The 23994-nt window shown below is 31.2% G+C and carries 24 protein-coding genes and 1 pseudogene; 12 read left to right on the top strand and 13 right to left on the bottom strand.

What is annotated here, in order from left to right; all coding sequences use genetic code 11:
• Window positions 1–62: 62 nt before the first annotated feature.
• The 6 genes from H527_RS0102965 to H527_RS0102940 form a co-directional block, all read right to left on the bottom strand.
• A complete protein-coding gene (locus tag H527_RS0102965) occupies window positions 63–1223 on the bottom strand; it encodes a metal ABC transporter permease (RefSeq protein ID WP_027411324.1) in 1161 nt (386 codons plus the stop codon).
• Window positions 1216–2346, bottom strand: coding sequence for a metal ABC transporter permease (locus H527_RS0102960; protein WP_027411323.1), 1131 nt, complete (start codon window positions 2344–2346; stop codon window positions 1216–1218). The genes H527_RS0102965 and H527_RS0102960 overlap by 8 nt, the downstream gene beginning before the upstream one ends.
• A gap of 99 nt (window positions 2347–2445) precedes the next feature.
• On the bottom strand, window positions 2446–2826 hold the full coding sequence (locus H527_RS0102955; RefSeq protein ID WP_027411322.1) for a four helix bundle protein: 381 nt from the start codon (window positions 2824–2826) through the stop codon (window positions 2446–2448).
• 84 nt (window positions 2827–2910) lie between these two features.
• Window positions 2911–3651: a metal ABC transporter ATP-binding protein gene (locus H527_RS0102950; protein WP_035087267.1), complete on the bottom strand. Its 741-nt coding sequence runs from the start codon at window positions 3649–3651 to the stop codon at window positions 2911–2913.
• Window positions 3652–3698: 47 nt separating this feature from the next.
• On the bottom strand, window positions 3699–4616 hold the full coding sequence (locus tag H527_RS0102945) for a metal ABC transporter solute-binding protein, Zn/Mn family (protein ID WP_051316607.1): 918 nt from the start codon (window positions 4614–4616) through the stop codon (window positions 3699–3701).
• 8 nt (window positions 4617–4624) lie between these two features.
• On the bottom strand, window positions 4625–5419 hold the full coding sequence (locus H527_RS0102940; protein ID WP_027411319.1) for a transporter: 795 nt from the start codon (window positions 5417–5419) through the stop codon (window positions 4625–4627).
• A 51-nt stretch (window positions 5420–5470) separates the two neighbouring features.
• Between H527_RS0102940 and H527_RS0102935 the strand changes: the two genes are divergently transcribed.
• The 10 genes from H527_RS0102935 to H527_RS0102890 all read left to right on the top strand — a co-directional run bounded on the left by H527_RS0102935 (window position 5471) and on the right by H527_RS0102890 (window position 13336).
• Window positions 5471–6157: a metal-dependent transcriptional regulator gene (locus H527_RS0102935; protein ID WP_027411318.1), complete on the top strand. Its 687-nt coding sequence runs from the start codon at window positions 5471–5473 to the stop codon at window positions 6155–6157.
• Window positions 6158–6238: 81 nt separating this feature from the next.
• Window positions 6239–7015: a 3'-5' exonuclease gene (locus H527_RS0102930; protein ID WP_027411317.1), complete on the top strand. Its 777-nt coding sequence runs from the start codon at window positions 6239–6241 to the stop codon at window positions 7013–7015.
• A gap of 24 nt (window positions 7016–7039) precedes the next feature.
• Window positions 7040–7651 (top strand): fumarylacetoacetate hydrolase family protein, encoded by a 612-nt coding sequence (locus H527_RS0102925; protein ID WP_027411316.1) that lies wholly within the window; start codon window positions 7040–7042, stop codon window positions 7649–7651.
• Window positions 7652–7990: an Hpt domain-containing protein gene (locus H527_RS0102920; RefSeq protein ID WP_027411315.1), complete on the top strand. Its 339-nt coding sequence runs from the start codon at window positions 7652–7654 to the stop codon at window positions 7988–7990. It begins immediately after the preceding gene.
• Window positions 7991–7992: 2 nt separating this feature from the next.
• Window positions 7993–9234 (top strand): competence/damage-inducible protein A, encoded by a 1242-nt coding sequence (locus H527_RS0102915; protein WP_027411314.1) that lies wholly within the window; start codon window positions 7993–7995, stop codon window positions 9232–9234.
• Between the two features lie 636 nt (window positions 9235–9870).
• Window positions 9871–10110 carry a 50S ribosomal protein L28 gene (gene rpmB / locus H527_RS0102910; protein WP_027411313.1) on the top strand — a complete coding sequence of 80 codons (240 nt, stop codon included), beginning with the start codon at window positions 9871–9873 and terminating at the stop codon, window positions 10108–10110.
• Window positions 10111–10135: 25 nt separating this feature from the next.
• Window positions 10136–10318, top strand: a complete 183-nt coding sequence (gene rpmG, locus H527_RS0102905; RefSeq protein ID WP_027411312.1) for a 50S ribosomal protein L33 — start codon at window positions 10136–10138, stop codon at window positions 10316–10318.
• A gap of 6 nt (window positions 10319–10324) precedes the next feature.
• A complete protein-coding gene (locus H527_RS23445) occupies window positions 10325–10477 on the top strand; it encodes a DUF4295 domain-containing protein (RefSeq protein WP_081414538.1) in 153 nt (50 codons plus the stop codon).
• A 130-nt stretch (window positions 10478–10607) separates the two neighbouring features.
• A complete protein-coding gene (ftsY, locus tag H527_RS0102895) occupies window positions 10608–11561 on the top strand; it encodes a signal recognition particle-docking protein FtsY (protein ID WP_027411311.1) in 954 nt (317 codons plus the stop codon).
• A 101-nt stretch (window positions 11562–11662) separates the two neighbouring features.
• Window positions 11663–13336 carry an amidase family protein gene (locus H527_RS0102890; RefSeq protein ID WP_027411310.1) on the top strand — a complete coding sequence of 558 codons (1674 nt, stop codon included), beginning with the start codon at window positions 11663–11665 and terminating at the stop codon, window positions 13334–13336.
• Window positions 13337–13586: 250 nt separating this feature from the next.
• Here the strand turns inward: H527_RS0102890 and H527_RS24380 are convergent, their stop codons facing one another.
• Window positions 13587–13724, bottom strand: coding sequence for a hypothetical protein (locus H527_RS24380; protein ID WP_155837793.1), 138 nt, complete (start codon window positions 13722–13724; stop codon window positions 13587–13589).
• A gap of 177 nt (window positions 13725–13901) precedes the next feature.
• Between H527_RS24380 and rimO the strand changes: the two genes are divergently transcribed.
• On the top strand, window positions 13902–15218 hold the full coding sequence (gene rimO / locus H527_RS0102885; RefSeq protein ID WP_027411309.1) for a 30S ribosomal protein S12 methylthiotransferase RimO: 1317 nt from the start codon (window positions 13902–13904) through the stop codon (window positions 15216–15218).
• 60 nt (window positions 15219–15278) lie between these two features.
• Here the strand turns inward: rimO and H527_RS0102880 are convergent, their stop codons facing one another.
• The gene (locus H527_RS0102880; RefSeq protein ID WP_323054102.1) at window positions 15279–15914 is read right to left on the bottom strand and encodes an acetyltransferase; all 636 of its coding nucleotides are present in this window, start codon (window positions 15912–15914) and stop codon (window positions 15279–15281) included.
• A 191-nt stretch (window positions 15915–16105) separates the two neighbouring features.
• On the opposite strand from H527_RS0102880, the gene H527_RS0102875 reads away from it, so the two are divergent.
• Window positions 16106–17899: a hypothetical protein gene (locus tag H527_RS0102875; RefSeq protein WP_027411307.1), complete on the top strand. Its 1794-nt coding sequence runs from the start codon at window positions 16106–16108 to the stop codon at window positions 17897–17899.
• Between the two features lie 185 nt (window positions 17900–18084).
• On the opposite strand, the gene H527_RS0102870 is transcribed toward H527_RS0102875, so the two are convergent.
• The 5 genes and pseudogenes from H527_RS0102870 to H527_RS0102845 all read right to left on the bottom strand — a co-directional run bounded on the left by H527_RS0102870 (window position 18085) and on the right by H527_RS0102845 (window position 23992).
• Window positions 18085–18273, bottom strand: coding sequence for a hypothetical protein (locus H527_RS0102870; protein ID WP_027411306.1), 189 nt, complete (start codon window positions 18271–18273; stop codon window positions 18085–18087).
• Window positions 18274–18751: 478 nt separating this feature from the next.
• Window positions 18752–19130 (bottom strand): annotated as a pseudogene (locus H527_RS24525) (M3 family metallopeptidase); the annotation flags it as partial.
• A 151-nt stretch (window positions 19131–19281) separates the two neighbouring features.
• Window positions 19282–20004: a hypothetical protein gene (locus tag H527_RS0102855; protein WP_027411303.1), complete on the bottom strand. Its 723-nt coding sequence runs from the start codon at window positions 20002–20004 to the stop codon at window positions 19282–19284.
• 141 nt (window positions 20005–20145) lie between these two features.
• The gene (locus H527_RS21320; RefSeq protein WP_051316606.1) at window positions 20146–20880 is read right to left on the bottom strand and encodes a hypothetical protein; all 735 of its coding nucleotides are present in this window, start codon (window positions 20878–20880) and stop codon (window positions 20146–20148) included.
• A gap of 940 nt (window positions 20881–21820) precedes the next feature.
• The gene (locus tag H527_RS0102845; RefSeq protein ID WP_027411302.1) at window positions 21821–23992 is read right to left on the bottom strand and encodes a M3 family metallopeptidase; all 2172 of its coding nucleotides are present in this window, start codon (window positions 23990–23992) and stop codon (window positions 21821–21823) included.
• Between the last annotated feature and the right edge of the window lie 2 nt (window positions 23993–23994).

The raw sequence follows: 23994 nt of genomic DNA, 5'->3' as shown, positions 1-23994 counted from the left end.
TTATGGATTGGTTGAAAAATTCTTTATTCTTAATTTTTTAATGCAAATGGGATGAAATAAAACTAGCCTCTAAACAAGAAAAATCGATCCTTCATGTTTTCGATTTCAGAATTTTTATTATCTACAATATAATCAATAGCTTCTGTGGTAAAGGTTTCTCCTTTTTTAGTTAAAGTAACAATATCTTTATGGATAGTGATCATATTGTTTTTTAGAGCAAGATCTAAAACAGATTTTGACTGTACCTTTTGCCAATTAATATGCTCATTTAAGTGTTTTACATGTCGTTCTTCTTCTTCTTGATGATTTCCTAAGTGTAACAGAAACGTAAGTAGAGAGACTTCGATACGTTGTTGTTTTTGTCGATATAAAACAGAAAATAATCCTTTGCTAGGAGCGAATAGATATACTAATAAGAAAATTAGTCCCAATACAGTGGTCATCGATCCAGAAATTGAAGTATCTAATATGTGGGCTAGCCAATAGCCCATTATAGCGCTACTTACTCCAAAAATAACTGAAAGTAATAACATTTTTTTTAAGTCATTAGTTAGTAAATATGCGGTGGCAGCCGGAGCAATCATTAATGCTATTACTAAAATGGCACCTACGGCATCAAAAGCACCAACAGTTGTGATCGATGAAATTGTCATTAAGCCATAATGCATAATTACAGGTGATAAACCCATAGCAGAAGCTAACCCAGCATCAAATGTACTTACTTTTAGTTCTTTAAAAAATGCTAGTAATAGTCCAAGGGTGATTAATACTATAGTGCCGATAATCCATAAAGATTTAGGGCCAACATCTTGCCCTCCTATAGTAAGTCTATCAAAAGGTGCAAAAGCAAGTTCTCCTAATAGTACAGCATCTATGTCTAGATGTACATCATTTGCATTTTGAGCAATAAGAATAACTCCTATACTAAATAAAGCAGGAAAAACAAGACCAATTGCAGTGTCTTCTTTAACCAAACCTGTTTTTTGAATAAACTCTACTAAAACAACAGTTATTACACCACTAATTGCGGCTAGAATAATAAGTAGAGGAGAAGATAAATCTTGTGTAATAAAAAAACCTATAACTATTCCTGGTAGTATAGAGTGGCTTATCGCATCTGTAATTAATGCCATTTTTCGTAATACCAAAAATACTCCTGGTATAGCACAAGCTATAGCAACCATGCTAGCGATTAACTGTATTTCTATCTGTGCACTACTCATTACCTTCTTTTGTTAATTGATTATATAGATTGGAAGCAGTACGAAATCCAGATTCAGTCATAGACCACATAGTACCTTCAATCGTTACATAGTTTTTGTCTTCTAGTTCTTGTAATGATTTTCTAGTAAACCCTTGAAAATTATTTAGTATTTTAATGGCATGTGGATGACTAATGTTTTCATGAGTGCGGGCAATATCATACATAAAAGATAGTGTTTTATGTAATTGAAGGTCATTTCTGTTTTTTCTAAAACGTATTTCTCTAAATAATAATCCTCGTCCTGGTGAAAATATAAAAGAGAATAATACAAAAACTCCTGCTACCAATACGATAACAGGCCCTGTGGATAAGTTGTTGTGGCTAGCACTAATTGCAGTTCCTAAAACCCCTGAAGATGCACCAAAAATTGCAGCTATAACAACCATGGTAGCAAGATTATTTGTCCATTGTCTTGCAGCAGCAGCAGGAGCTAATAGCATAGCACTCATTAATACGACACCTACAGTTTGTAGCCCTAGTACAATTGCGATCACAATAAACGAGGTGATGAGAATATCTAAAAATTTAGTATTGAATCCTAATGTTTTAGTGTAATCAGCATCGAATAATAATAATTTCAATTCTTTCCAGAACAATAATAGTATGATTAGGCTTATTCCTGTAATGATAATCATTAACCAGACATCACTTTCTAAAAGTGTGGCTGCCTGTCCAAAAAGATAGCTTTCTAGACCAGCTTGGTTTGCGTTTGGCATTTTTTGAATGTAAGTGAGTAGTAACATTCCAAAACCAAAAAATAAAGACAAGATTAATCCTAATGCGGTATCTGATTTAAGGTGTGTTTTACTGGTAATACCACGAATCCAAAAAGTACCTATTAATCCACTAATTAATGCCCCTAGTAAAAAAACAGAACTATTTTTGGTTCCTATTATCAAAAATGCAATAGCAATACCAGGTAATGCAGCATGAGAGATTGCGTCGCCCAATAAGCTTTGTTTGCGTAAAACAGCAAAACTACCTAACATACCACAAATTGCACCTAGTACAGCGGTTCCTAATGTAATGGTACGCAGAGTGTAATCGGTAAAAACAAGTTCTAAGTATTCTTTTAAGTTCATTGTTGTTAATAGTAGTTAGTTTTTTTAGAAATTAGTTTTAGTTAGTGAAATAGTAAATAGAGATTAGCTTTTAGTAGTTAGTAAAATAATAAATAATGGTTAGTAGTTAGTTTTCTTTTTATTTTTTAAATGTTTTTGTAAACTGGTTATCATTTTTGAAAGTTCAGCTAATTTAATTCTGGTGTTTTTGTTTTGACCATCAGAAATATATTTTCTTCTTGTAGCTATTGTTGAACATACTACACATTCTCTAGTAGAATCTAGCGCTATTTGAAGATATCGGTTAAATTGAGCATCAGAAGCTCCGGCTCCTTCAGAAATATTTAAAGCAATAGAATTTGCAGCTCGGATGTATTGGGATACAGGAATATATGTTTCCATTTTCGGAAATTTGTCACAAGTATCATATACTAAATCAACAAAATCAAGAGATTTTTGATATACTATTAAATCTTCAAAATTAAACTTTACTTCTTGCATACCATATTTTATAACTTATTTCTACTCCCTAAAAAAAAACTATCCCACTATCTACTAAAAAACTACCCGCTAAAAGACTAACTGCTATTGTTGTACACTTACTTTATAGTTAATGCCGTATGTTTTTGTGAGGTTGTCATCATTAAAAATATCTTTAACAGGGCCAGTTGCAATTTTTTTTACGTTTAAAAACGTTACCCAATCAAAATATTCTGGTACTGTTTGTAAATCATGATGCACAACAATAACTGTTTTTCCTGCTTTTCTAAGTTCTTTTAAAATGTTTATAATCGCTTTTTCGGTAGTGGCATCCACTCCTTGAAAAGGTTCATCCATAAAATAGATAGCCGCATTTTGGACTAAAGCTCTGGCTAAAAAAATACGTTGTTGCTGTCCTCCAGAAAGTTGGCTGATTTGCCTATTTTTAAAAGCTAGCATTCCTACTTTTTCTAGTGCTTCAAGTGCTGCTTTTTTTTCTTTTTGTCCTGGTCTTTTTATCCAACCTAAGCTGCCATAAGTGCCCATCATTACTACATCTAAAGCTGTTGTAGGAAAATCCCAGTCTACGCTTCCTTTTTGAGGTACGTAAGCCACTAAAGAGCGTTGTTTTTTATAAGGTTTGCCATAGATCTCTACGCTTCCGGCAATAGGTTTGATAATATCTAAAATTGATTTTATAAGAGTAGATTTTCCAGCTCCGTTTGGCCCTACAATTGCCATTAATACCCCTTCTGGGATGGCGAGATCAATATCCCATAATACAGGTTTGTAATTGTATGCTACGGTTAAATCATCTATTTGAACTGCAATTTTTTGTTCTTCCATAATAAAATCATTTATACACTGCTATTTTAAACTCAAGATCCCGAGCATTATTTTAAAGCATTTATAATAGTATTTACATTGTATTCAAACATGCCTATGTAAGTGCCTTCTTTTGTATTTGCGTTACCAAGAGCATCAGAAAACAGAGTTCCACCTATAGTTACCTTATGGTCTTTAGATTCTACAGCAGCCTGCAAGGCTTCTATAGTTCGTTTAGGAACAGAACTTTCTACAAAAATTGCTTTAACTTCTTTTTCTATAATAAATTTCGCTAACTTTTGTACATCTTGTACACCAGCTTCGGTAGCAGTTGATAAACCTTGAAGACCAACTACAGTAAAACCATATGCTTTGCCAAAATAGCTAAAGGCATCGTGAGCAGTAACTAAAATTCGTTTTTCTTTAGGTAAAGTAGCTATCGTATTTTTTAATTTAGCTTCTAATGCTTCCAATTGTGCTAGGTATTCTTTTCCATTAGCTTCAAAAGCTTTGGCGTTTTTAGGATCTACTTCTATAAGTTTTTTTATAACAAATTTAGTTATAGTTTTCCAATTTTCGACGCTAAACCATATATGTGGATCATAATTAGAAGCAAAATAATCAGAACCGATCAAGGTGTTTTTTTCTAAACTTTCTCCAATCGCTATAGTTTTGATGTTTTGATGCCCCATTTTTTCAAATACTTCTACAAGTTTACCTTCTAAATGCAAACCATTGTAAAAAATCACATCAGCATTTACTAATTTAGATACATCACCTTCACTAGCTTTGTATAAATGAGGATCTATACCGCTGCCCATTAATCCGTTAATTTCAATTAGATTACCACCAATATTTTTTACAAGATCAGTAATCATAGAGGTGGTAGTAACTACATTAAGTTTTTTGTTGTCATTTTTATTTTCTTTTTTACAAGAAATAAAAAAGAAAGTAAAAGCTAGTACTGTTAAAAATTGTTTTATCATTTTTAGTTTTAATTAGGTAAACGTACACTTAATCCTGCGCTTAATAATAAATTTTGTCCTTTGGAAATTCCTGAACCAACTGTAGCATCTAATTGAATAGAATTACTAAGTAAATAGGTCAATCCAGCATCCCAGAGATGATTTGCTCTATTGTTTTCGGGAAAATCTCCATAAAGTTCTGCATAAATCCCTAGTTTATCTATAATACTATACCCGTAGACTAATGTGTATACATAAGATGTTTCTGGCGAATCATCTCCCCACGAAGCTCCCAAATTGTAGGATAGACTAGATTTTTTATTTAAGGTATGTGCAAATGAAAATCTAAAATCAGCACCTGTAGTTTTTGGTTTAAAATCTGTACTTGCAGTAAATGGTAAATACAGGTGTGCTAAGAATCCGATTTCTGGTAATATACCTTTTTCTTCTGTAACTCCTATTTTAGCCCCTAATAGTAAAGGAGATAATCCACTTGTTGTATTATCAAGTTCTACTCCATTAATTTCTGTTTTAGTTTCTGAAAAATCCCATCCTGCTCTTATTTCTAAGTTATTTAATAATCCATAGCGTAAAAGAGTAGTGTTAAAAGTAGTAGTTTTTTTTCTTAGCGTTTTTTCTCCAGAGTTTTTATAAAAACTTCCAGTTTCAATTTGTAGATATCTTTTAGGTACTACAGAGGGAGATTCGGTTTGGTCAGGTCTATCGGTAATCAAAGCTCCTAGGTTTGTTTTTTCTTGAGAAAAAACGCTGTTAAAAATCAGACTAATAAAAAAAGTCAGAGATATGTTTTTATAAAATTGCATTAGGTTTAGTATTTTTGTTTCATTAATGACGCAAAACTAAAAAAGTTAGGCATGACTAACAAATTAAATTCGAATAATTTAACAAAAAGTGAAGAAGATTATTTAAAAGCCTTATTTCAGTTGCTTGTAGAAGGCAAATCAGCGAAGGTGGGAAATAATCAATTAGCAGAATATCTTAAAGTTTCTCCAGCATCCACTAACAATATGATTAAAAAGCTAAAAACCAAACAATATGTAGTTAGCGAAAAGTATGGTAAATTGGATTTGACAAAAGAAGGGGAGTATATTGCTGTGCGATTAATAAGAAAACATAGATTGTGGGAAACTTTTTTATATAATTACTTAAATTTCACATGGGATGAAGTTCATGATGTAGCAGAGCAATTAGAGCATATTAAATCTCAAAAATTAATCAATGAATTAGAAAGGTTTATGGAATTTCCTACAAAAGACCCTCATGGTGAAATGATTCCCAACGCAGATGGAGAGTATTTGGCTATACCAAAAGTTATGCTTTCTTCCTTGTCGGAAGGCGATATTTGTAGATTAATTGCTGTAGATGATGGTTCTGTTAATTTTTTAAAATATGTCTCAGAAATAGGTTTGGCGCTAAGTAGTGAGATAAAAATATTAGAAGTAAGAGAGTTTGATAAATCTATTCGTATTCAATTTGGAGAAGCAATAGAAACTATAACAAGAAAATTTGCAGATAATGTCTTCGTAAAGAAGGTAGTATAAATTTTGCAAATGTTAAAATAGAGATAAGCTATAAGAATGTTAAATAATAGAAGTTATCTTTGAGTATCACACAATCAATTTATGGAGCTTAATTTAAAAAGACCGATATGTTTTTTTGATCTAGAAACAACCGGCATAAACATTTCGAAAGATCGAATTGTAGAAATTTCTATTCTAAAAATATTTCCAAACGGGACTCAGGAGAGTAAAACCTGGTTGGTTAATCCAGAAATGCCAATCCCAGCAGAGACTACTGCTGTGCATGGGATAGATGATGCTAAAGTGGCAAATGAACCTATTTTTAAAACATTAGCAAGTAAAGTTAATGAAATGATAAAAGGATGCGATCTGGGAGGGTTTAATTCTAATAGATTTGATATACCTCTTTTGGCAGAAGAATTATTAAGAGCAGGACTGGATTTTGATATGAAAAATACAGTTGCAATAGATGTTCAGACTATTTACCATAAAATGGAAAAAAGAACATTGTCAGCGGCATATAAATTTTATTGTGATAAAGATTTAACAGATGCACATTCTGCTGAAGCGGATACGCTAGCTACTTACGAAGTTTTAAAATCACAATTAGATAAGTACCCAGAATTAGAAAATGACACTAAGTTTTTAGCAGAATTTAGTTCTAGAAAACAGTTTGCTGATTTTGCAGGCTTTATAACATATAATGAAGACGGAAAAGAGGTTTTCTCTTTTGGTAAGCATAAAGGTAAGCTGGTAGAGCAAATAATGGAAGAGGAGCCAGGGTATTTTGGTTGGATACAAAAAGCAGATTTTCCTTTGTATACAAAAAAAGTACTCACAGCAATTAGATTACGTAAATTAAATAATAGCTTATTGTAAGCATTTTTATTACCATTTTTTACTATGAAACTTATTTGTATAGGTCGTAATTATACCGATCATATTGAGGAGTTAGAGAATGAAAAACCCAAAGACCCTGTGGTTTTTATAAAACCTGACACATCTATTTTACTTAAAAAACAACCTTTTTTTATTCCAGATTTCTCTAATGATATACATCATGAGGTAGAAATATTGATAAAAATCAATAAAGTAGGAAAGCATATTGATCGAAAATTTGCTCATAAATATTATGAAGAAGTTAGTTTAGGAATAGATTTTACTGCTAGAGATTTGCAAACAAAACTTAAAGAAAAAGGGTTGCCTTGGGAAAAAGCTAAAGCTTTTGATGGCGCAGCAGTAATCGGAAAATGGGTGTCTAAAGATACCTTTGAAAATATAGATGCAGTTGATTTCCGCTTAGAAAAAAATGCTAACATTGTTCAGCAGGGAAACACAAAACTTATGTTGTGGAAGATTAACGAATTAATAGAATATGTGTCAAAATATTTTACTTTAAAGATAGGAGATATTATATTTACAGGAACACCAGCAGGAGTTGGATCTGTTAAACCTGAGGATGTTTTGACAGGATATATAAAAAATCAGCAATTTTTTTCAATAAAAGTAAAATAGATGAATAAAAGATATAGTCTAAAAAATGTAAATGAATTATCAGGAGGAGATGATGAATTTACAGCAGTATTAGTACAAACTTTTTTAGAAGAAATACCACCAGATATTAATAGTATGGTGGAAGCGGTAAACTCTGATAATCCACAATTAGCATATCAATATGCCCATAAGATGAAACCAAACCTTCAATTATTTGATATTGATCTTTTGGCACAAATCAAACAAGTAGAAGCTTGGTCAAAAACCAAAAAACCTAAAGAGCAAATAATACCTGTTTTGGATCATATCGTATCCATTGTTAATGGAGCTATAGAAGACCTGAAAGCCGATTTTAAGTAGATATGTTAGCAGAAATTATTACTATAGGTGATGAAATTTTGATAGGTCAAATTATCGATACCAATTCTGCTTTTATGGGTAAGGAACTTAATAAAATCGGAGTAGATGTATACCAAATCACTTCTATTAAAGATGATAAACAACATATACTTAGTGCTTTGGAAGAAGCATCTAAAAGAGTGGATATTGTTTTGATTACTGGAGGGCTTGGTCCTACTAAAGATGATATTACAAAACATACCATTTGTGAGTATTTTAAAGATACTCTTGTTCTAAATAAAGAAGTATTGGTACACATAGAGAAATTATTTGAAAAATATATTTCTACACCAATTTCCGAAATAAATAAACAACAAGCATTAGTACCAAGTACCTGTAAAGTATTAATGAATCATTATGGTACGGCACCGGGTATGTGGTTAGAAAAAGAAAATACTGTTTTTGTATCTATGCCAGGGGTTCCTTACGAAATGAAAGGATTAATGAAGGATGAGGTCTTACTTAGGATACAAAAACGATTTGATAGGCCATATATTCTTCATAAAACCATACTCACTTATGGAGTAGGGGAGAGTGTTATAGCCGAAAAAATTGAAAACTGGGAAGATAATTTACCTGCATATATTAAATTAGCGTATTTGCCTAATTTAGGAAGCGTAAGGTTACGTTTATCTGCAAGAGGCAAAGATGAAAAGCTATTAGAAGACACTATAGAGAGCGAAGTAATAAAACTAAGAGAGATTATAGGAGATATTATTGTAGGTTATGAAGAAAATGAAACTATAGAGTTTAGAATAGGTAAATTACTAACAAATAAAGGAAAGACTCTTTCTGTAGCAGAAAGTTGTACAGGAGGAAAAGTAGCAGAATCTTTTACAGCAAATGCAGGGGCCTCTTCTTATTTTGTAGGGGGGACAGTAACGTATGCTACGCAATCTAAAATAGATGTTTTAGGTATAGACTCCGAAATTATAAAAAAATATACAGTAACGAGCGAAGAGGTAGCAAAGGCTATGGCTTTAAAAGTAAAGGAGAAATTTAAGTCTGATTATGCGATAAGTACAACTGGTAATGCAGGGCCATCAAAAGGAGATGGAGATGTTGAAGTAGGTACTATTTTTATAGGAATAGCTACGCCAACAACTGTTTTTTCTAAAAAATATGTGTTTGGAAGTTTTAGAGAACGAAATATAGGGAAAGCAGTTAATAAGTCTTTAGAACTTTTGTTAAGGGAGTTATTATGAAATTTTATTAGAGTAAGATGATTAAGTTATGTTCATGTAATAGCTTCGTTAAATCTATTCGTAGACTTGTTTTTAAGAAAAAAACAGATTACAATTTTGATAATAACCCTAAAGATAATTACTGTATAGTATTATATTCTAAGTTAGGAGCTGTAGATTTAAAAAAAAGATTTTTCCTTAATATTCTTTGCGAAGTATAAATAGTTCAGAAGCTTTCTCAAAATTTAAAATAAAAGTTTCTTTTATTTACGTCACACAATTTATAAATTTATAGACTCTAATATGTAATATAAAACAGCAATAAGAGATAGGTTTGTTGCTTTTTTTGTCAGATAAATTTTGGACTGATAGGGGGGTAGATATAAGTTTTAAATTAAAAACAAAAAAGAGTTTTAGACTGTATATTAGTTAGTTGTATTCATGTTAGGAAGTGTTGTATTTGTGAAATTAGCTATTGTAAAACAGATGTGTTATTGTGTTTTAGAATCTTATTAAACTACTTTTTTTTTCTTTTCTGCTAAGTAGCAAAATAAAAATTTAAAAAAGAAGAAAAAAATAACGGAACTATTATTGGTTGTTCGGTAAATAATTCGTTAATTTGCACCCTGTTTTGAAATAATACCAAAATTAAGAAAGATGTCAAGAGTTTGCGAGCTTACAGGTAAAAAAGCAATGGTAGGAAACAATGTTTCTCACGCGATGAATAAAACAAAACGTAAATTCAATGCGAATTTAATAAAAAAACGTTTTTACATTCCAGAAGAAGATCGATGGATAACACTTAAGCTGTCTACCAGAGCGTTAAAAAATATAAATAAGAATGGAATCTCAGCTGTTTTAAAAGAAGCTAGAGCTAACGGTTTCTTAAGTAAATAATCTTCTTTTTTAAAAGATACTTATAATGGCAAAGAAAGGTAATAGAGTTCAAGTAATATTAGAATGTACAGAGCATAAAGCTACTGGTCAACCAGGTACATCAAGATATATTACAACTAAGAATAAAAAGAACACTCCTGATAGAATAGAGATAAAGAAATTTAATCCTATTCTTAAGAAAATGACTGTTCATAAAGAAATAAAATAACAAGAGATGGCAAAGAAATCAGTAGCGTCGTTACAGACTGGATCAAAGAGATTAACTAAAGCCATAAAAATGGTGAAATCTCCAAAAAGCGGAGCTTATACTTTTGTAGAATCAATTATGACGCCAGAGGCAGTTAATGATTTTTTTAGCAAAAAGTAAAATACCGCATACACGATATTTTAAAAAGAAGCCGTTTCAATTGCATTGAAATGGCTCTTTCTTTTTATATTTATATAATATAATAACTAAATATTTTAGTTTTTAAATTTTACCACATTCAATAATACAAATGGGGCTTTTTGAAAAAATATTTTCTTCAGAGAAAAAACAAACGCTAGATAAAGGATTAGAGAAATCTAAAACTAATTTTTTTTCTAAGCTAAGTAAAGCTGTAGCTGGAAAATCTAAAGTAGATGATGATGTTTTGGATGATCTAGAAGAGATTCTGATCACGAGTGATGTTGGGGTTAAAACTACTATTAAGATAATAGAGCGTATAGAGAATCGCGTAGCAAAAGAAAAATATCTAGGAACAGATGAGTTAAACCAAATTTTGCGTGAAGAAATTGCAGGTTTACTTTCAGAAACTAACGTAGGAGAAGCTACAGATTTTGATATTCCTAAAGATAAAAAACCATACGTATTGATGGTTGTAGGAGTAAATGGAGTTGGAAAAACAACTACTATAGGTAAATTAGCATATCAGTTAAAAAACAAAGGGCTAAACGTTGTTTTAGGAGCAGCAGACACCTTTAGAGCTGCTGCAATTGATCAATTACAGGTTTGGGCAGATCGTGTTGATGTTCCTATTGTAAAACAGGAAATGGGGAGCGATCCAGCCTCTGTTGCTTTTGATACTTTGCAATCTGGTGTAAACCAAAATGCTGATGTTATTATTATAGACACAGCAGGTAGGTTGCACAATAAGATTAATTTGATGAACGAGTTGACTAAAGTAAAGCGAGTAATGCAAAAAGTGATAGGAGACGCACCTCATGATGTATTATTGGTTTTGGATGGTTCTACAGGTCAAAATGCTTTTGAGCAAGCAAAACAATTCACGGCAGCAACAGAAGTAACCTCATTAGCAGTAACAAAATTGGATGGTACCGCAAAAGGAGGTGTGGTAATAGGAATAAGCGACCAATTTAAAATTCCTGTAAAATATATAGGAGTAGGAGAAGGTATAGAGGATCTTCAGGTATTTAATAAATATGAATTTGTAGATTCATTTTTTAAATAAAATATCTGTTACAGAATAGTTAAAAAAGGCATTGAGAATCATTCTCAGTGCCTTTTTTTATATTTTACAATATTGATAAACAAATTTTAGGCATCTTGATTATGAGAAAAGCATTTTATCTTTTAATTTCAATTTTCTTTTTTATTTCCTGTAAGAAAGAAAAACAATCAGAATTACACCAAGAAAAACAATCTAAGGTAGTTTGGCAATCCTATGATGAAACAAAAGATATTGCAACAACTCAAAAACTTGAGGAAAATAGAATGCATCTTAAGTTGATTAATTCTAAAGTGCAAGATAAAAATAATATATGGAGTGCTTTAGAAATAGAATTAAACTTGTTTTCTGAAACAAAATATAATAAACTTAAGGGGTTTATTTTAGAAAAAGATATTCCTACTATCCAGCAGTATATAAAAAATGGAGAGTTTACGTATGAGGAGCTTACTCTCTTTTATATCTATCGTATCAGAAAATACGAAAGTGATAATTCTGTGTCTTTAAATTCTGTGATTTCTCTTAATCCAAAAGTTGTAGAACAAGCAAGGACATTAGATAAAGTAGATAAAAAGAATATAGACGCTTATTCTGTTTTTGGGATGCCAATTTTATTAAAAGATAATATAGGTACAGAAGATATGGTAACTACAGCTGGTGCAGTTGCGTTGCAAGACAATAAAACAAACAATGCATATATAACAAGTAGGTTAGTGGGTGAAAATGCATTGATATTAGGAAAAGCTAATTTAAGCGAATGGGCTTATTTTTTATGTTCAGGGTGTCCCGTTGGATATAGTGCTATAGGAGGACAAACACTTAACCCCTACGGTAGATTAGTTTTTGAAACAGGAGGGTCTAGTTCGGGTAGTGGAGTTGCAGTGGCAGCTAATTTTTGTGTAGCAGCGGTAGGAACAGAAACCAGTGGTTCTATTTTATCCCCATCCAGTCAGAACTCTGTAGTAGGTTTAAAGCCAACTATTGGAGTGTTAAGTAGAACAGGTATAGTGCCTATTTCTAGTACTTTGGATACTCCTGGGCCAATGTCTAAAAATGTAATAGATACAGCTATTTTACTTAATGCTTTGTTAGGTAAAGATCTTAAAGATAATGTTTCTGTAGATATTGATGTAGATTTTGTGAATGCAATAAAGCAATCCTCTTTAAAAGGAAAACGTTTTGGAGTGGTTAAAGAATTGTTAGAAGATTCTTTATATAATAAAGCTATTAAGAAAATTAGAAAAGCTGGTGGAGAAATTACTGAGATAGAACCAAAAGAAGTAGAGTTACCAGGTTTTTTGAATATTTTAAATATAGATATGAAAAATGACCTTCCTAGATATATTAGTTCTGAATCAAAAGGAGGAGTTACCGTTAAAAATATAGAAGATGTTATAGCATTTAATTTGACGGATACAATAATTAGTATTCCATATGGGCAACAGTTATTTGAAGGTATTGTAGTAGATAGTACTACAAATCAAGAATTAAGTGAGATAAAAGAAAATTTAAAAACAATAGCACGTAATTATTTTGATATGTTTTTAGATAAGCATGAACTAGATGCAATTTTATCTATTAACAACTATCATGCAGGATATGCTGCTGTCGCTAAATATCCAGCAATTACTATTCCTATGGGATATACCGATAAAGGAGAGCCAAAAGGGCTTACTTTTATAGCGAAACCTTTTTCTGAAAAATTGTTATTACAATTAGGTTATGGATATGAGCAAGAGACAAAAGAAAGAAAACAACCAGTTAATTATTTGAATTGATTATCAGATTTATTTTCTCTTATTCTTACAATTACTAAATTTTAAGAAGGTATTATATATAGTTTTTAGTCATTTTTACAAAGCCTGGCCAGTAAGATCATAAGGATTAGTTTTTCTATAAACTCTGTTTCAAACTCAAGAGATCTAAAGCTTTGGTTTTTTTATTTTTCAAGAAAATCATAAAGTGGTTGTTTTTTACTGGTGTCCCAGCCTAGTTCTTTTGTAGATAAAGTATCTCAAGTATCTGAATTTATAGGAAGAAATATAAAAAGGTGCTATTTTGATCTGGATTTGGTATAACTACTTCGTTATTGTTAGTGTCCAAAGATTCATTATCATAGCAAGGATTAAAATATAGCAATAGGCTTAATGTGGCATATTTTTTCATCTATTTAAAATTTTACAAAAACATTGATTTTTTTATTGTGTTGGTTGATTTCGACTAAGTAATATATAAAAGGGTTAATACAAATAAAATCTTTATCGGTATTCGATTTAAACTTTGGTTAATCCTTGTATCTTTGCACACCCCACTTTGAAACTGGGTTAGATTTATCCATAAGATATGAGAACAAAGACAACGAAGAAGAATAAAATTAATGTGGTAACACTTGGGTGCAGTAAAAATGTTTACGACAGTGAAGTGTTGATGGGGCAATTACGAGCTAATAATAAAGAAGTAGTTCATGAAGAAGAAGGAAATATTGTTGTAATTAATACTTGTGGTTTTATAGCCAATGCAAAAGAAGAGTCTGTAAATACTATTCTAGAATATGTACAGAAAAAAGAAGAAGGAGTAGTAGATAAAGTTTTTGTTACTGGATGTTTATCAGAGCGATATAAGCCAGATTTAGAAGAAGAAATCCCAAATGTAGATCAGTATTTTGGAACTACAGAACTCCCCGGGCTTTTAAAAGCATTAGGAGCAGACTATAAACATGAGTTGATAGGAGAAAGGCTAACTACAACTCCTAAAAATTATGCGTATCTTAAAATAGCAGAAGGATGTGACCGTCCTTGTTCATTTTGCGCTATCCCAATAATGAGAGGAAAGCATAAATCGACTCCAATTGAAGATTTAGTAACAGAAGCAGAGAAATTAGCAGCAAATGGTGTTAAAGAATTGGTTCTTATAGCTCAGGACTTAACGTATTATGGATTAGATCTTTATAAAGAAAGAAAACTAGCAGATTTATTAAAAGCATTAGTAAAAGTAGATGGTGTTGAGTGGATACGTTTGCATTATGCTTTTCCTACAGGATTTCCTATGGAAGTGTTAGAGGTAATGAAGCAAGAGCCTAAAATATGTAACTATATCGATATACCATTACAGCATATTTCTGATCCGGTATTAAAATCTATGCGTCGTGGTACCACAAAAGCAAAGACAACTAAATTGCTTAAAGATTTTAGAGAAGCAGTACCTGAAATGGCAATTAGAACAACTCTTATCGTTGGATATCCAGGAGAAACACAGGGGGATTTTGAGGTTTTAAGAGATTGGGTAAAAGAAATGCGTTTTGAGCGCTTAGGTTGCTTTACATATTCGCATGAGGAAAATACACATGCGTTTAATCTAGAAGATGATGTACCCGAAGAAATAAAAATGGAACGGGCTAATGAAATTATGGAGATACAATCTCAGATTTCATGGGAGTTAAATCAACAAAAAATTGGTAAAGAATATAAAGTAGTAATTGATCGAAAAGAGGGAAACCATTTTGTAGGCCGTACCGAGTTTGATTCCCCAGATGTAGATAATGAGGTATTAATTGATGCATCTAAACATTATCTAAAAACAGGCGATTTTGCTATGGTAAAAATATACGAAGCAGAAGATTTTGATTTATATGGAGAACCTGTTTTATTGAATCAAGAGTAATTTGGGTATCTTATTAGTAATAAGTAGTTTGTTCTAGTTCGTGTTTTTTTAGAATTATTTTTAAGGTGATTTATACTTAATTATTTTTCCAGGGTTGCCTACTACAACAGCATAGTCAGGGACATCTTTTATAATGACAGATCCTGCACCAATGGTACACCACTTTCCTATTTTTATATTTGGTATAACAACTGCGCCAGCGCCTATATGAGTGCCTTTACCAATATGAACAAGCCCACAAAGAGTAGCATTAGGAGATATGTGTACAAAGTCTTCTAGTATGTTATCGTGATCTACACTAGCTAAAGTATTTATGATAACGTGTTGCCCAATTGTGGTATTTGGTTGAATTACAGCACCAGCATAAACAACAGTTCCGTTTCCTATTTTTACATTTTCTTCTATTACAGCAGATGGATGTATTATTTTTGTAAAATCACTTTGTAAGAATTTTGCGATTTCAAATCGATGAAAATTATCTCCTACGGCAATAATAAAAGGATTTCCTTTGTGAGGAAACTTTTTAGCTATTTTTCTTCCTTCCAAAACAGCATTGTTATATGTAGATTGATAAAAAGAAGGGTTGTCATCAAAAATTTCTGTAATTACAGTACCTTTTTGCTTCAAAATTGATTGTATAATCCTAGAGTGCCCTCCAGCGCCATAGAGCCTTACTTTACTTGGATTTTTCATCATAAGAAAGATTTATTAGCTAAAAATAAAATTATCATCTTTATGGTAACTAATTATACTTCAATTCTTCAAAAGTATTTATTAATCTTTCTTATTAATATGATAATTATCATATTAATTTCTGATTCCATTCGTGATTTTTGACATATACATTAAAGTATTTATTAATTATTAGTCATCTTAATTTTTTTATAATGAAATTACACTCATTTCATATCCCTGTCATGGGGATAGGCTTTACTATTGATACTCCATTAAAAGTTTCTTATTTAGGTATAGACTCTGTTATTTCTTTGGTAGATGATATTCTATTAGAAAAATTAAGAAAAATGTATTGTGAGAGATTTGAAATACCTTATAATGAAATTTCAGAAAGTATAGAAGATTTTAGAGCAAAAAGGATTACTTCATATCTTAATTTGATCAATAATCTGGCAGAAAATAAATTTAATCAACTCAAAAATATAACTAATGAATATAGTAATGAGTTAAAACAATATTTTAATATTTTACCAGATACTTCAGAATTAAAACAACGATTTAAAAATATAACGTCGAATGATTTCAGCCTTAAAGGAGTTAGAAATTTCATAGATACAAACTTATCTATGGGGAGTATTGATGTTAATATTATGACTAAAGTAGATAAAGAAAACTATCGAAAAAAGGAGAAATTACCTACAGAGTATAATGATGCCCATGCTGCGCTTAGAGGTTATGCTAATAGTGATTTGTCATCCTCTGTGATACTTTCTGCAGGTATGAATCCTAGGTTGTATAGTTATATAGAAGAATTTGAAGATTTTTATCCGAATGAAAATGGAGAAATCAAAAAGAAAATAGTCTTAAAAGTAAGTGATTATAGATCGGCTTTAATACAAGGTAAATTTTTAGCTAAAAAAGGATTGTGGGTTTCAGAATATAGAATTGAATCGGGGCTTAATTGTGGAGGACATGCATTTGCAACAGATGGACACCTTATGGGGCCAATACTAGCTCAATTTAGGGATAAAAGAAAAGAATTAATTTCTGAATTACAAGGTATTATGATAGGAGCATTGTCTCATAAAAAACGTAGTATTCCTAAATCCTCTCTATCCATTAAGATTACTGCTCAAGGAGGAGTTGGTACAGCGGAGGAACATCAATTTTTGTTAGAACATTATAAGGTAGATTCTGTTGGATGGGGAAGCCCTTTTCTTTTGGTGCCAGAAGCAACAACAGTAGATAATGGGACATTAGATAAATTAGTAAAAGCTAAAGAAAAAGATTTATATTTAAGTAATATATCCCCTTTAGGAGTCCCATTTAATAGTCTTAAAGGAAATACCAAGGATCAAGAGAAGTTAGCTTTAATAGATAAAAACAGACCAGGTAGCTCTTGCCCTAAAAAATATGTAGCATTAAATAAGGAGTTTACAGAAAAGGCAATTTGTACAGCATCCCGACAATATCAACATATAAAAATAAAAGAATTAGAAAAGAAGCAACTTTCTGAACAAGAGTATCAAATACAATATAATAAAATTGTTGAAAAATCATGTGCTTGTGTTGGTTTAGGTACTTCTGCATTATTAAAATATAATTTAGATACTAAAACAGAGGGAGAAGGAGTATCTGTATGCCCTGGACCAAATATGGCATATTTCTCTAAAATCATGAGTTTAAAAGAAATTACAAGTCATATTTATGGCAATTCTAATGAGGTTGAAAGAATAGATCGTCCTAATATGTTTATAAAAGAACTTACAATTTATATTGATTATTTAAAAAATAAGCTTGAAGAAACAAAGTTTTCTGTAGATGAAAAGCAAAAAAAATATTTATCCGTATTTATAAAAAATTTAAAAGAAGGAGTTTCTTATTATGAAAATATGTTTAACTCTTTGGAAATAGATTTTAAGGCTTCTAAATCACAGGTATTATTTGATTTGATAAAGAGTAAAGATAGTATAAACCAAATAAATTTAGAAATAGATAATCTGTAAATTTAGATGTTTTTAGGATATAAAAGAGAATTTAAAAGATACAGTTAATAGTGTAGAGACTTATTGTTTATTCGTAATAATGATATGTAAAAAGAAGAAGCCCATCTGCAAATGGGCTTCTAAATTAATATTTACTTTATTTTAGACTAGTTCTTCTATATTCTTTGATGAATTAGATTTACTCTTTATTTACCTAATCCTCCGTCACTCTCATTATATAAATCAATGATCTTATCCTGTTCAATAGCAGGAGTGTCTTCTGGAGTATTTTCTGTAGTATTTTCTGTAGTGAAATCACTCTCTTCAAAAGATTCTGCTTCACATGAAAATAAGATAGTAACAATTACAAGTAGAAATGGTAGTTTTTTAATCATCGTATTCAATTTTATTTTATGGTAATTCAATTTTTTATCTTGTTTGTTTAAATCGGGTGCAAATGTATTTAAAAAATTGAAATAAAAACACTAAGTGTTATGTTCAAGGTTCTGAAAACTAGGTATTTTGATGTTTTTGAACTAAGAAGTTTTCAATAATAACGAGGAGGAGGATTTGAATAATTCAATTAAGTATTAAAACAGCCTTATTTTTAGTATATTTTGGAGAGTTTTATTGAGGAATAATGAAAAATGAAATGATGCTAAAAAAATAAATAATTAACATTTTGTTAATGTTTGAGAGGATGTGGTTATTTTTTTTATGAATTCACATTATTTTTTAGTTATTTGTTGAGAATAATTCATGTTTTGTATAAGGTGATAAAACTTGTTGTTAAGGATTACAATGATTCAAAATAGATTTAATAATCCCCATATATTTGTTTGAAATATATAGGGATCATAATTGAGTATTTTGTTAAGATTTTGGTACAGGAAAACCTCTGTTTATCATTAGTGTTTCAATCTTGGTATCACGACTCCTAAATTTTCGATAAGCTTCTGCAGGGTCTACAGCATTACGAGGGGGCAAAAAAGATATTTTACCAGCTTCTTTGCTACTTCTTTGCCCTAAAATCCATCCGGAGCTTCTGCAAAAGCTTCTGCAGGATCCGGCGGGGTAAGTACATCTACTCACATATATAATATGCAGTAGCATATCCCTCTCCAGAGAATACATTTAATTCTGCTAGAGTTTCTTTTTCGAAAGTATCTACGTTTATCTTTGTAGGATCCACCATATGTAATTTCATACCCATAATTGGCGAAACTAAATGTTCTGTAGCTCCAAAACCTTTTAAATCAGAAGAAACATACATTGCATTTACAAAGGCAGTTAATAAAATAAAATATATCTACATTTTTAATTTTATTCTTTCAAATGCTGGTATGAAGAGATTTTCGGATATTTATGTGTTTTAATTACTACTTTTTGATTTTTAATTAGATCTATATGATAATCCATATATCTTCTACATATATTGTAGCTATATTTTCGGTTAATAAGAGGCTCAGATCAGTATTATAATTAAAGTTTTCGACCCAGGGATAGTTATTTGATGCCCACCCATTATTTACAGAGAAATTAATTTCCCTATTATTATTATCTGCGCCATCCAAATCAACCAAAATACCTCCAGACATTGCTCTTTCAATTACAGTACCCATCTGAAAATTTTCTGAAGAAAAAATAAGGGCTACTTTATTAACTGGAGTAAGTACTCTAGCAGTTCCACCTCCAAAAAGATAAAATGCACATACTATATTTTCTTTACCATTGGAGTGTAGCGCAGTTTGAGTAAAACCAACTGTGTATTCGATGTTAGAATTATTTCTAAATGCAATTAAATCACCAAATCCTTTAGAAGAACTACTCAGGTTTCCATATTTATCAATATCGATTATATAGCCTAATTCTGTTCTCAGACTATTACCAATAAAAATTTCTTCACCATTTTCGATTTTGCTTACAGAATTATATGCCTTAAATTCATCTATCCAATCCACTACAATTTGGGTTGACAATTGAGATGTATCTAATTTATACCAAATAGGGAAGCCTCCCATACCATTTGAGGCAATCGCTTTAAAAGCATATAATGCATATTTACCTTTTATCAATGTATCTACATCATCTGGAGAAATATGAATAGTTATTGTATAGTTGGGCATACTGTTTTGAAAAACATAAGAAGGATAAGGAGAGTTGAGTTAATTAATAATGAATATAGTCTAAGTCTTTATAATTAGAAATTAACCCTCCAATGAAAAATAAAGTCATAGGAGGGTTAATTTTATTTACTAATCTTTTTCTTATACTTTTTCTAATAGGCTATGCTCACTTTCCAGTTTTCTATCATTACTGTTGGATGGTGATTGAATTAACAAACTACTCATACTAGTGAAGGCATTGAAATTAGTAAGCCAAGTAGCTCCTTCTGCACTCCAGCCAGTATCTAAACCAAAATTAACTATTCGAGAGTTTCCGGGTGCACCTGTAAGGCTAATTAAAGCCCCAGAAGACATGGCTCTTGTTATTACGGTGGCTGTTTCTATCACACTTGTAGAAAAAATAAGAGCAATCGTTGTAATTGGTGTAATTGCCCTTGCTGCACCATTACCTAAAATAGGAAATGCACACAAAACATTAGTTTCGTTATCTACTTTTTGACTAATACCAACAGTAAACTGCTGAGGGGCCATATTTAAAAAAGATATTGCTCCCTGAGGACCATTATTAGTAGAGCTTAAATTACCAGCTGCATTAATGGTAATTAAATCATTTATGTTTGTATTTATAGTATTACTTGCTGTAATAGTTACATTATCTGATACTTGTGATGTAGAATTATACCCTTGAAATTCTTCTTCCCAAGTGATTAACGTGTTGGTTAATAATTTATTCTGATCTAATTTAAACCAAACCGTAGGTTCCCCAGAACCAGATGCTTCTACCGATTTAAAACCATATAGTGAATATCCTTGATCTTTTAGAGCTTGTACTGTCTCTGGAGTCATTTTTACTGTTGTACTGAATTTAGTTGCCATAATTTTTTTTTTGATTATTATAAAATATCATAGAACTGTTAGTTTGCAGTCTATAAACAATTTTTGAAAGCCACTAGACTCTCTAGTGATCTTTTGTGTAATTTTCTTTATCTCTTAATTACACTTATCATGTATCTAAGACGATAAAATTAACATCACATCTCTTGATTAAACGATCATTTTTTTATTGTCCTCAATATATCGATTGAGTTCCCTAAAACTTAGCACTTGTGAATCTTATGCTATTTTTTTAGCTATCAAAACTCTTTAAAATTCGAATATGATTGTATCTTTTATTAGATTTAGGAATTGTTTATCCCATATACATCTGTTGAATTTTTAATAAGTTTGAATTCTAAATCGTAATCAAAAGTGATAGTAGCTACTCAACCAAATATTTAGTTTTAATTACTACATAAATTTATGAAGAAAAATCTTAAAAAATATTTCATTGTATTGCACTAGAAAAACCACATGAATAAAGCATAAATAATTCATTTTTAGTAATGTATAAGAGTAAAAAGAGAGTGGATTGGTCTAGTTTAAACGTAATCGAAATCAATACGATTTCATCTTATAGTGCATTGTTATAAATTGAATTTTCATAACATACCTGAATAATTTAACCCAGATTATGCAATAGAACTTCGTTATGAAGCTTTGAGATACAATGAACACTGTTGTTTTCTTACTTTTAGCATAGCATCGCTATGGTTAAAGTGAAAAACAAAGCAAGGCGACAGTGTTTGCAGTAGATCACAGATGAAATAGATTTTCTATTGCATAATCTGGGTTAAATGAACTCTTAGATGTATAGCATTTAAACATAGAATTCATTCCTGATAGGAGGAGATCGTTTTAGATAAAAACAAACTCCCCAATTTGGAGGAGTTTGTTTTGAGTTTTAGAATAGTTCTCCCTGTGTGTAAGAGCTTATATGTTATTTAGATATAGGAAAACCTCTGTCTTTCATCAATGCTTCAATTTTAGCATCACGCCCTCTAAATTTTCGATACGCTTCTGCAGGATCTATAGCATTACGAGGAGCGAAAAGGTATTTTACCAGTTTTTTTGCTACTTCTTTGTCATAAAAACCATCAGGAGCTTCAGCAAAAGCTTCTGCAGCATCTGCGGTAAGTACATCTGCCCACATATATCCATAGTATGCGGTAGCATACCCTTCGCCAGAGAATACATGTCCAAAATGTGGTGTGCGATGACGCATTACCAATTCTTTAGGCATATTTAGCTCTGCTAGAGTTTCTTTTTCGAAAGTGTCTACATCTATATTTGTAGGATCTGCCATATGTAATTTCATATCCATAATTGCAGAGGCTAAATATTCTGTAGTTCCAAAACCTTGATTAAAAGTGGAAGATTTTTTTATTTTGGCTACTAATTCTTTAGGTATAGGTTCTCCTGTCTTATAATGTACAAGATAATTGTCAATTACTTTGTCTGTAGATAGCCAACGTTCTAATAATTGCGATTGAAACTCTGTGTAATCTCTAACTCCACCATCAAGAGTTGGATACCTTACTTCTGAAGCAAAGAAATGTAATGCATGACCAAATTCATGAAAAAATGTAGTAGCATCATCCCAAGACACTAATACAGGTTCTCCTGGAGCAGGTTTTACAAAATTAGAATTGTTAGAAGCAAGTACGGTTTCTTTACCATTAAAAGTAGTATGACTTCTGTAGGTTGTCGCCCATGCTCCAGATCGTTTTCCCGTTCTGGCAAAAGGATCTAAATACCATAACCCTATATGTTCTCCACTTGTTTTGTCATTTACTTCCCATACTTTTACATCTTCATGAAAAACAGCTACGGTACCTTCTTTAACAGGGGTGAATTTAAAATTAAATAATTCCCCTGCTACAAAAAACATAGCTTCTGTTAATTTGTCTAATTGTAGATATTGTTTTACTTCGTCAGAATCTAGGTCGTATTTCTTTTTTCTTACCTTTTCAGCATAATATCGATAATCCCATGGTTCTATAGTAATATTATCTCCATTTGAGTTTGCTATTGATTGCATATCAGCTACTTCTTCTTTTACTCTAGCAATTGCAGCAGGCCAAACAGCGTTCATTAATTGCATAGCATTTTCAGGTTTTTTAGCCATACGATCTTGTAATCTCCAGTCTGCATAGTTTTCATAACCTAATAAGCCTACTCGTTCTTTTCTTAATTTAAGTATCTTGGCAATAATCTCGTTATTATCTTTATCATCTCCGTTATCCCCACGCGAATAGTAGTTTTTCCATACTTTTTCTCGCAAATCTCTCTCATCAGAATACGTAAGAAAAGGATCCATAGAGGATCTGGTGTTAGTAATTGCATATTGACCTTCTTGTCCTTTATCTTTTGCAGCTTTAGCGTATGATTTAACTAATGGTTCAGATAAGCCGCTTAATTGTTCTTTAGTAAGATAGATAACATATCCTTCTTCATCTGCAAGAATATTATTCGAAAAAGTAGTGTATAAACCAGATAGTTCTTTATTAATTTCTGCATAGCGTTTCTTTTTTTCCTCATCAAGTTCCGCACCATTCATGGCAAAAGATTTATAGTTTAGATCTACTACGCGTTGTTGATCTGTTTCTAAGGGTGTTTTTTGTGAGTTTTCATAAACAGTTTTAATGCGCTGAAACAGTTTTTTATTTTGGGATATTTTAGAGTTAAATTCAGATAGTTTAGGAGCCATCTCTTTTTGGATTTCTCTAAACTCGGCAGAGGACATATTACTACTTAAAATACCGTAATAGGTATACACTCTTTCAAGTTCTGCTCCAGCTTTTTCCATAGCTACAGTAGTATTTTCAAAGGTAGGAGCTTCAGGGTTATTAGCAATTTTTTCGATTTCAATAAGATTAAGCTCCATTCCTTTTTCAAGGGCAGATTTTATATCTGTAATATTCATTTTATCAAAAGCAGGAGTTCCCCCATAAGGACCAGTCCATTCTTTTAATAAAATATTTTCGCTTTTTTCAATTTCTGTCTTTGCTGTCACTGTTTCTTTTTCTTTCTTTGGATTACAACTGGCTAAAAGTAATACAACTAATATTGTTATAGCCTTAAAAGTTGTGCGTATTTTTGGAGGTATCATAA

This window comes from Aquimarina muelleri DSM 19832 (genome assembly GCF_000430665.1).
Classification (GTDB): Bacteria; Bacteroidota; Bacteroidia; order Flavobacteriales; family Flavobacteriaceae; genus Aquimarina; species Aquimarina muelleri.
The sequence above is the reverse complement of the archived record's forward strand: the minus strand, read 5'-3'. Positions and strand labels throughout refer to the sequence as shown.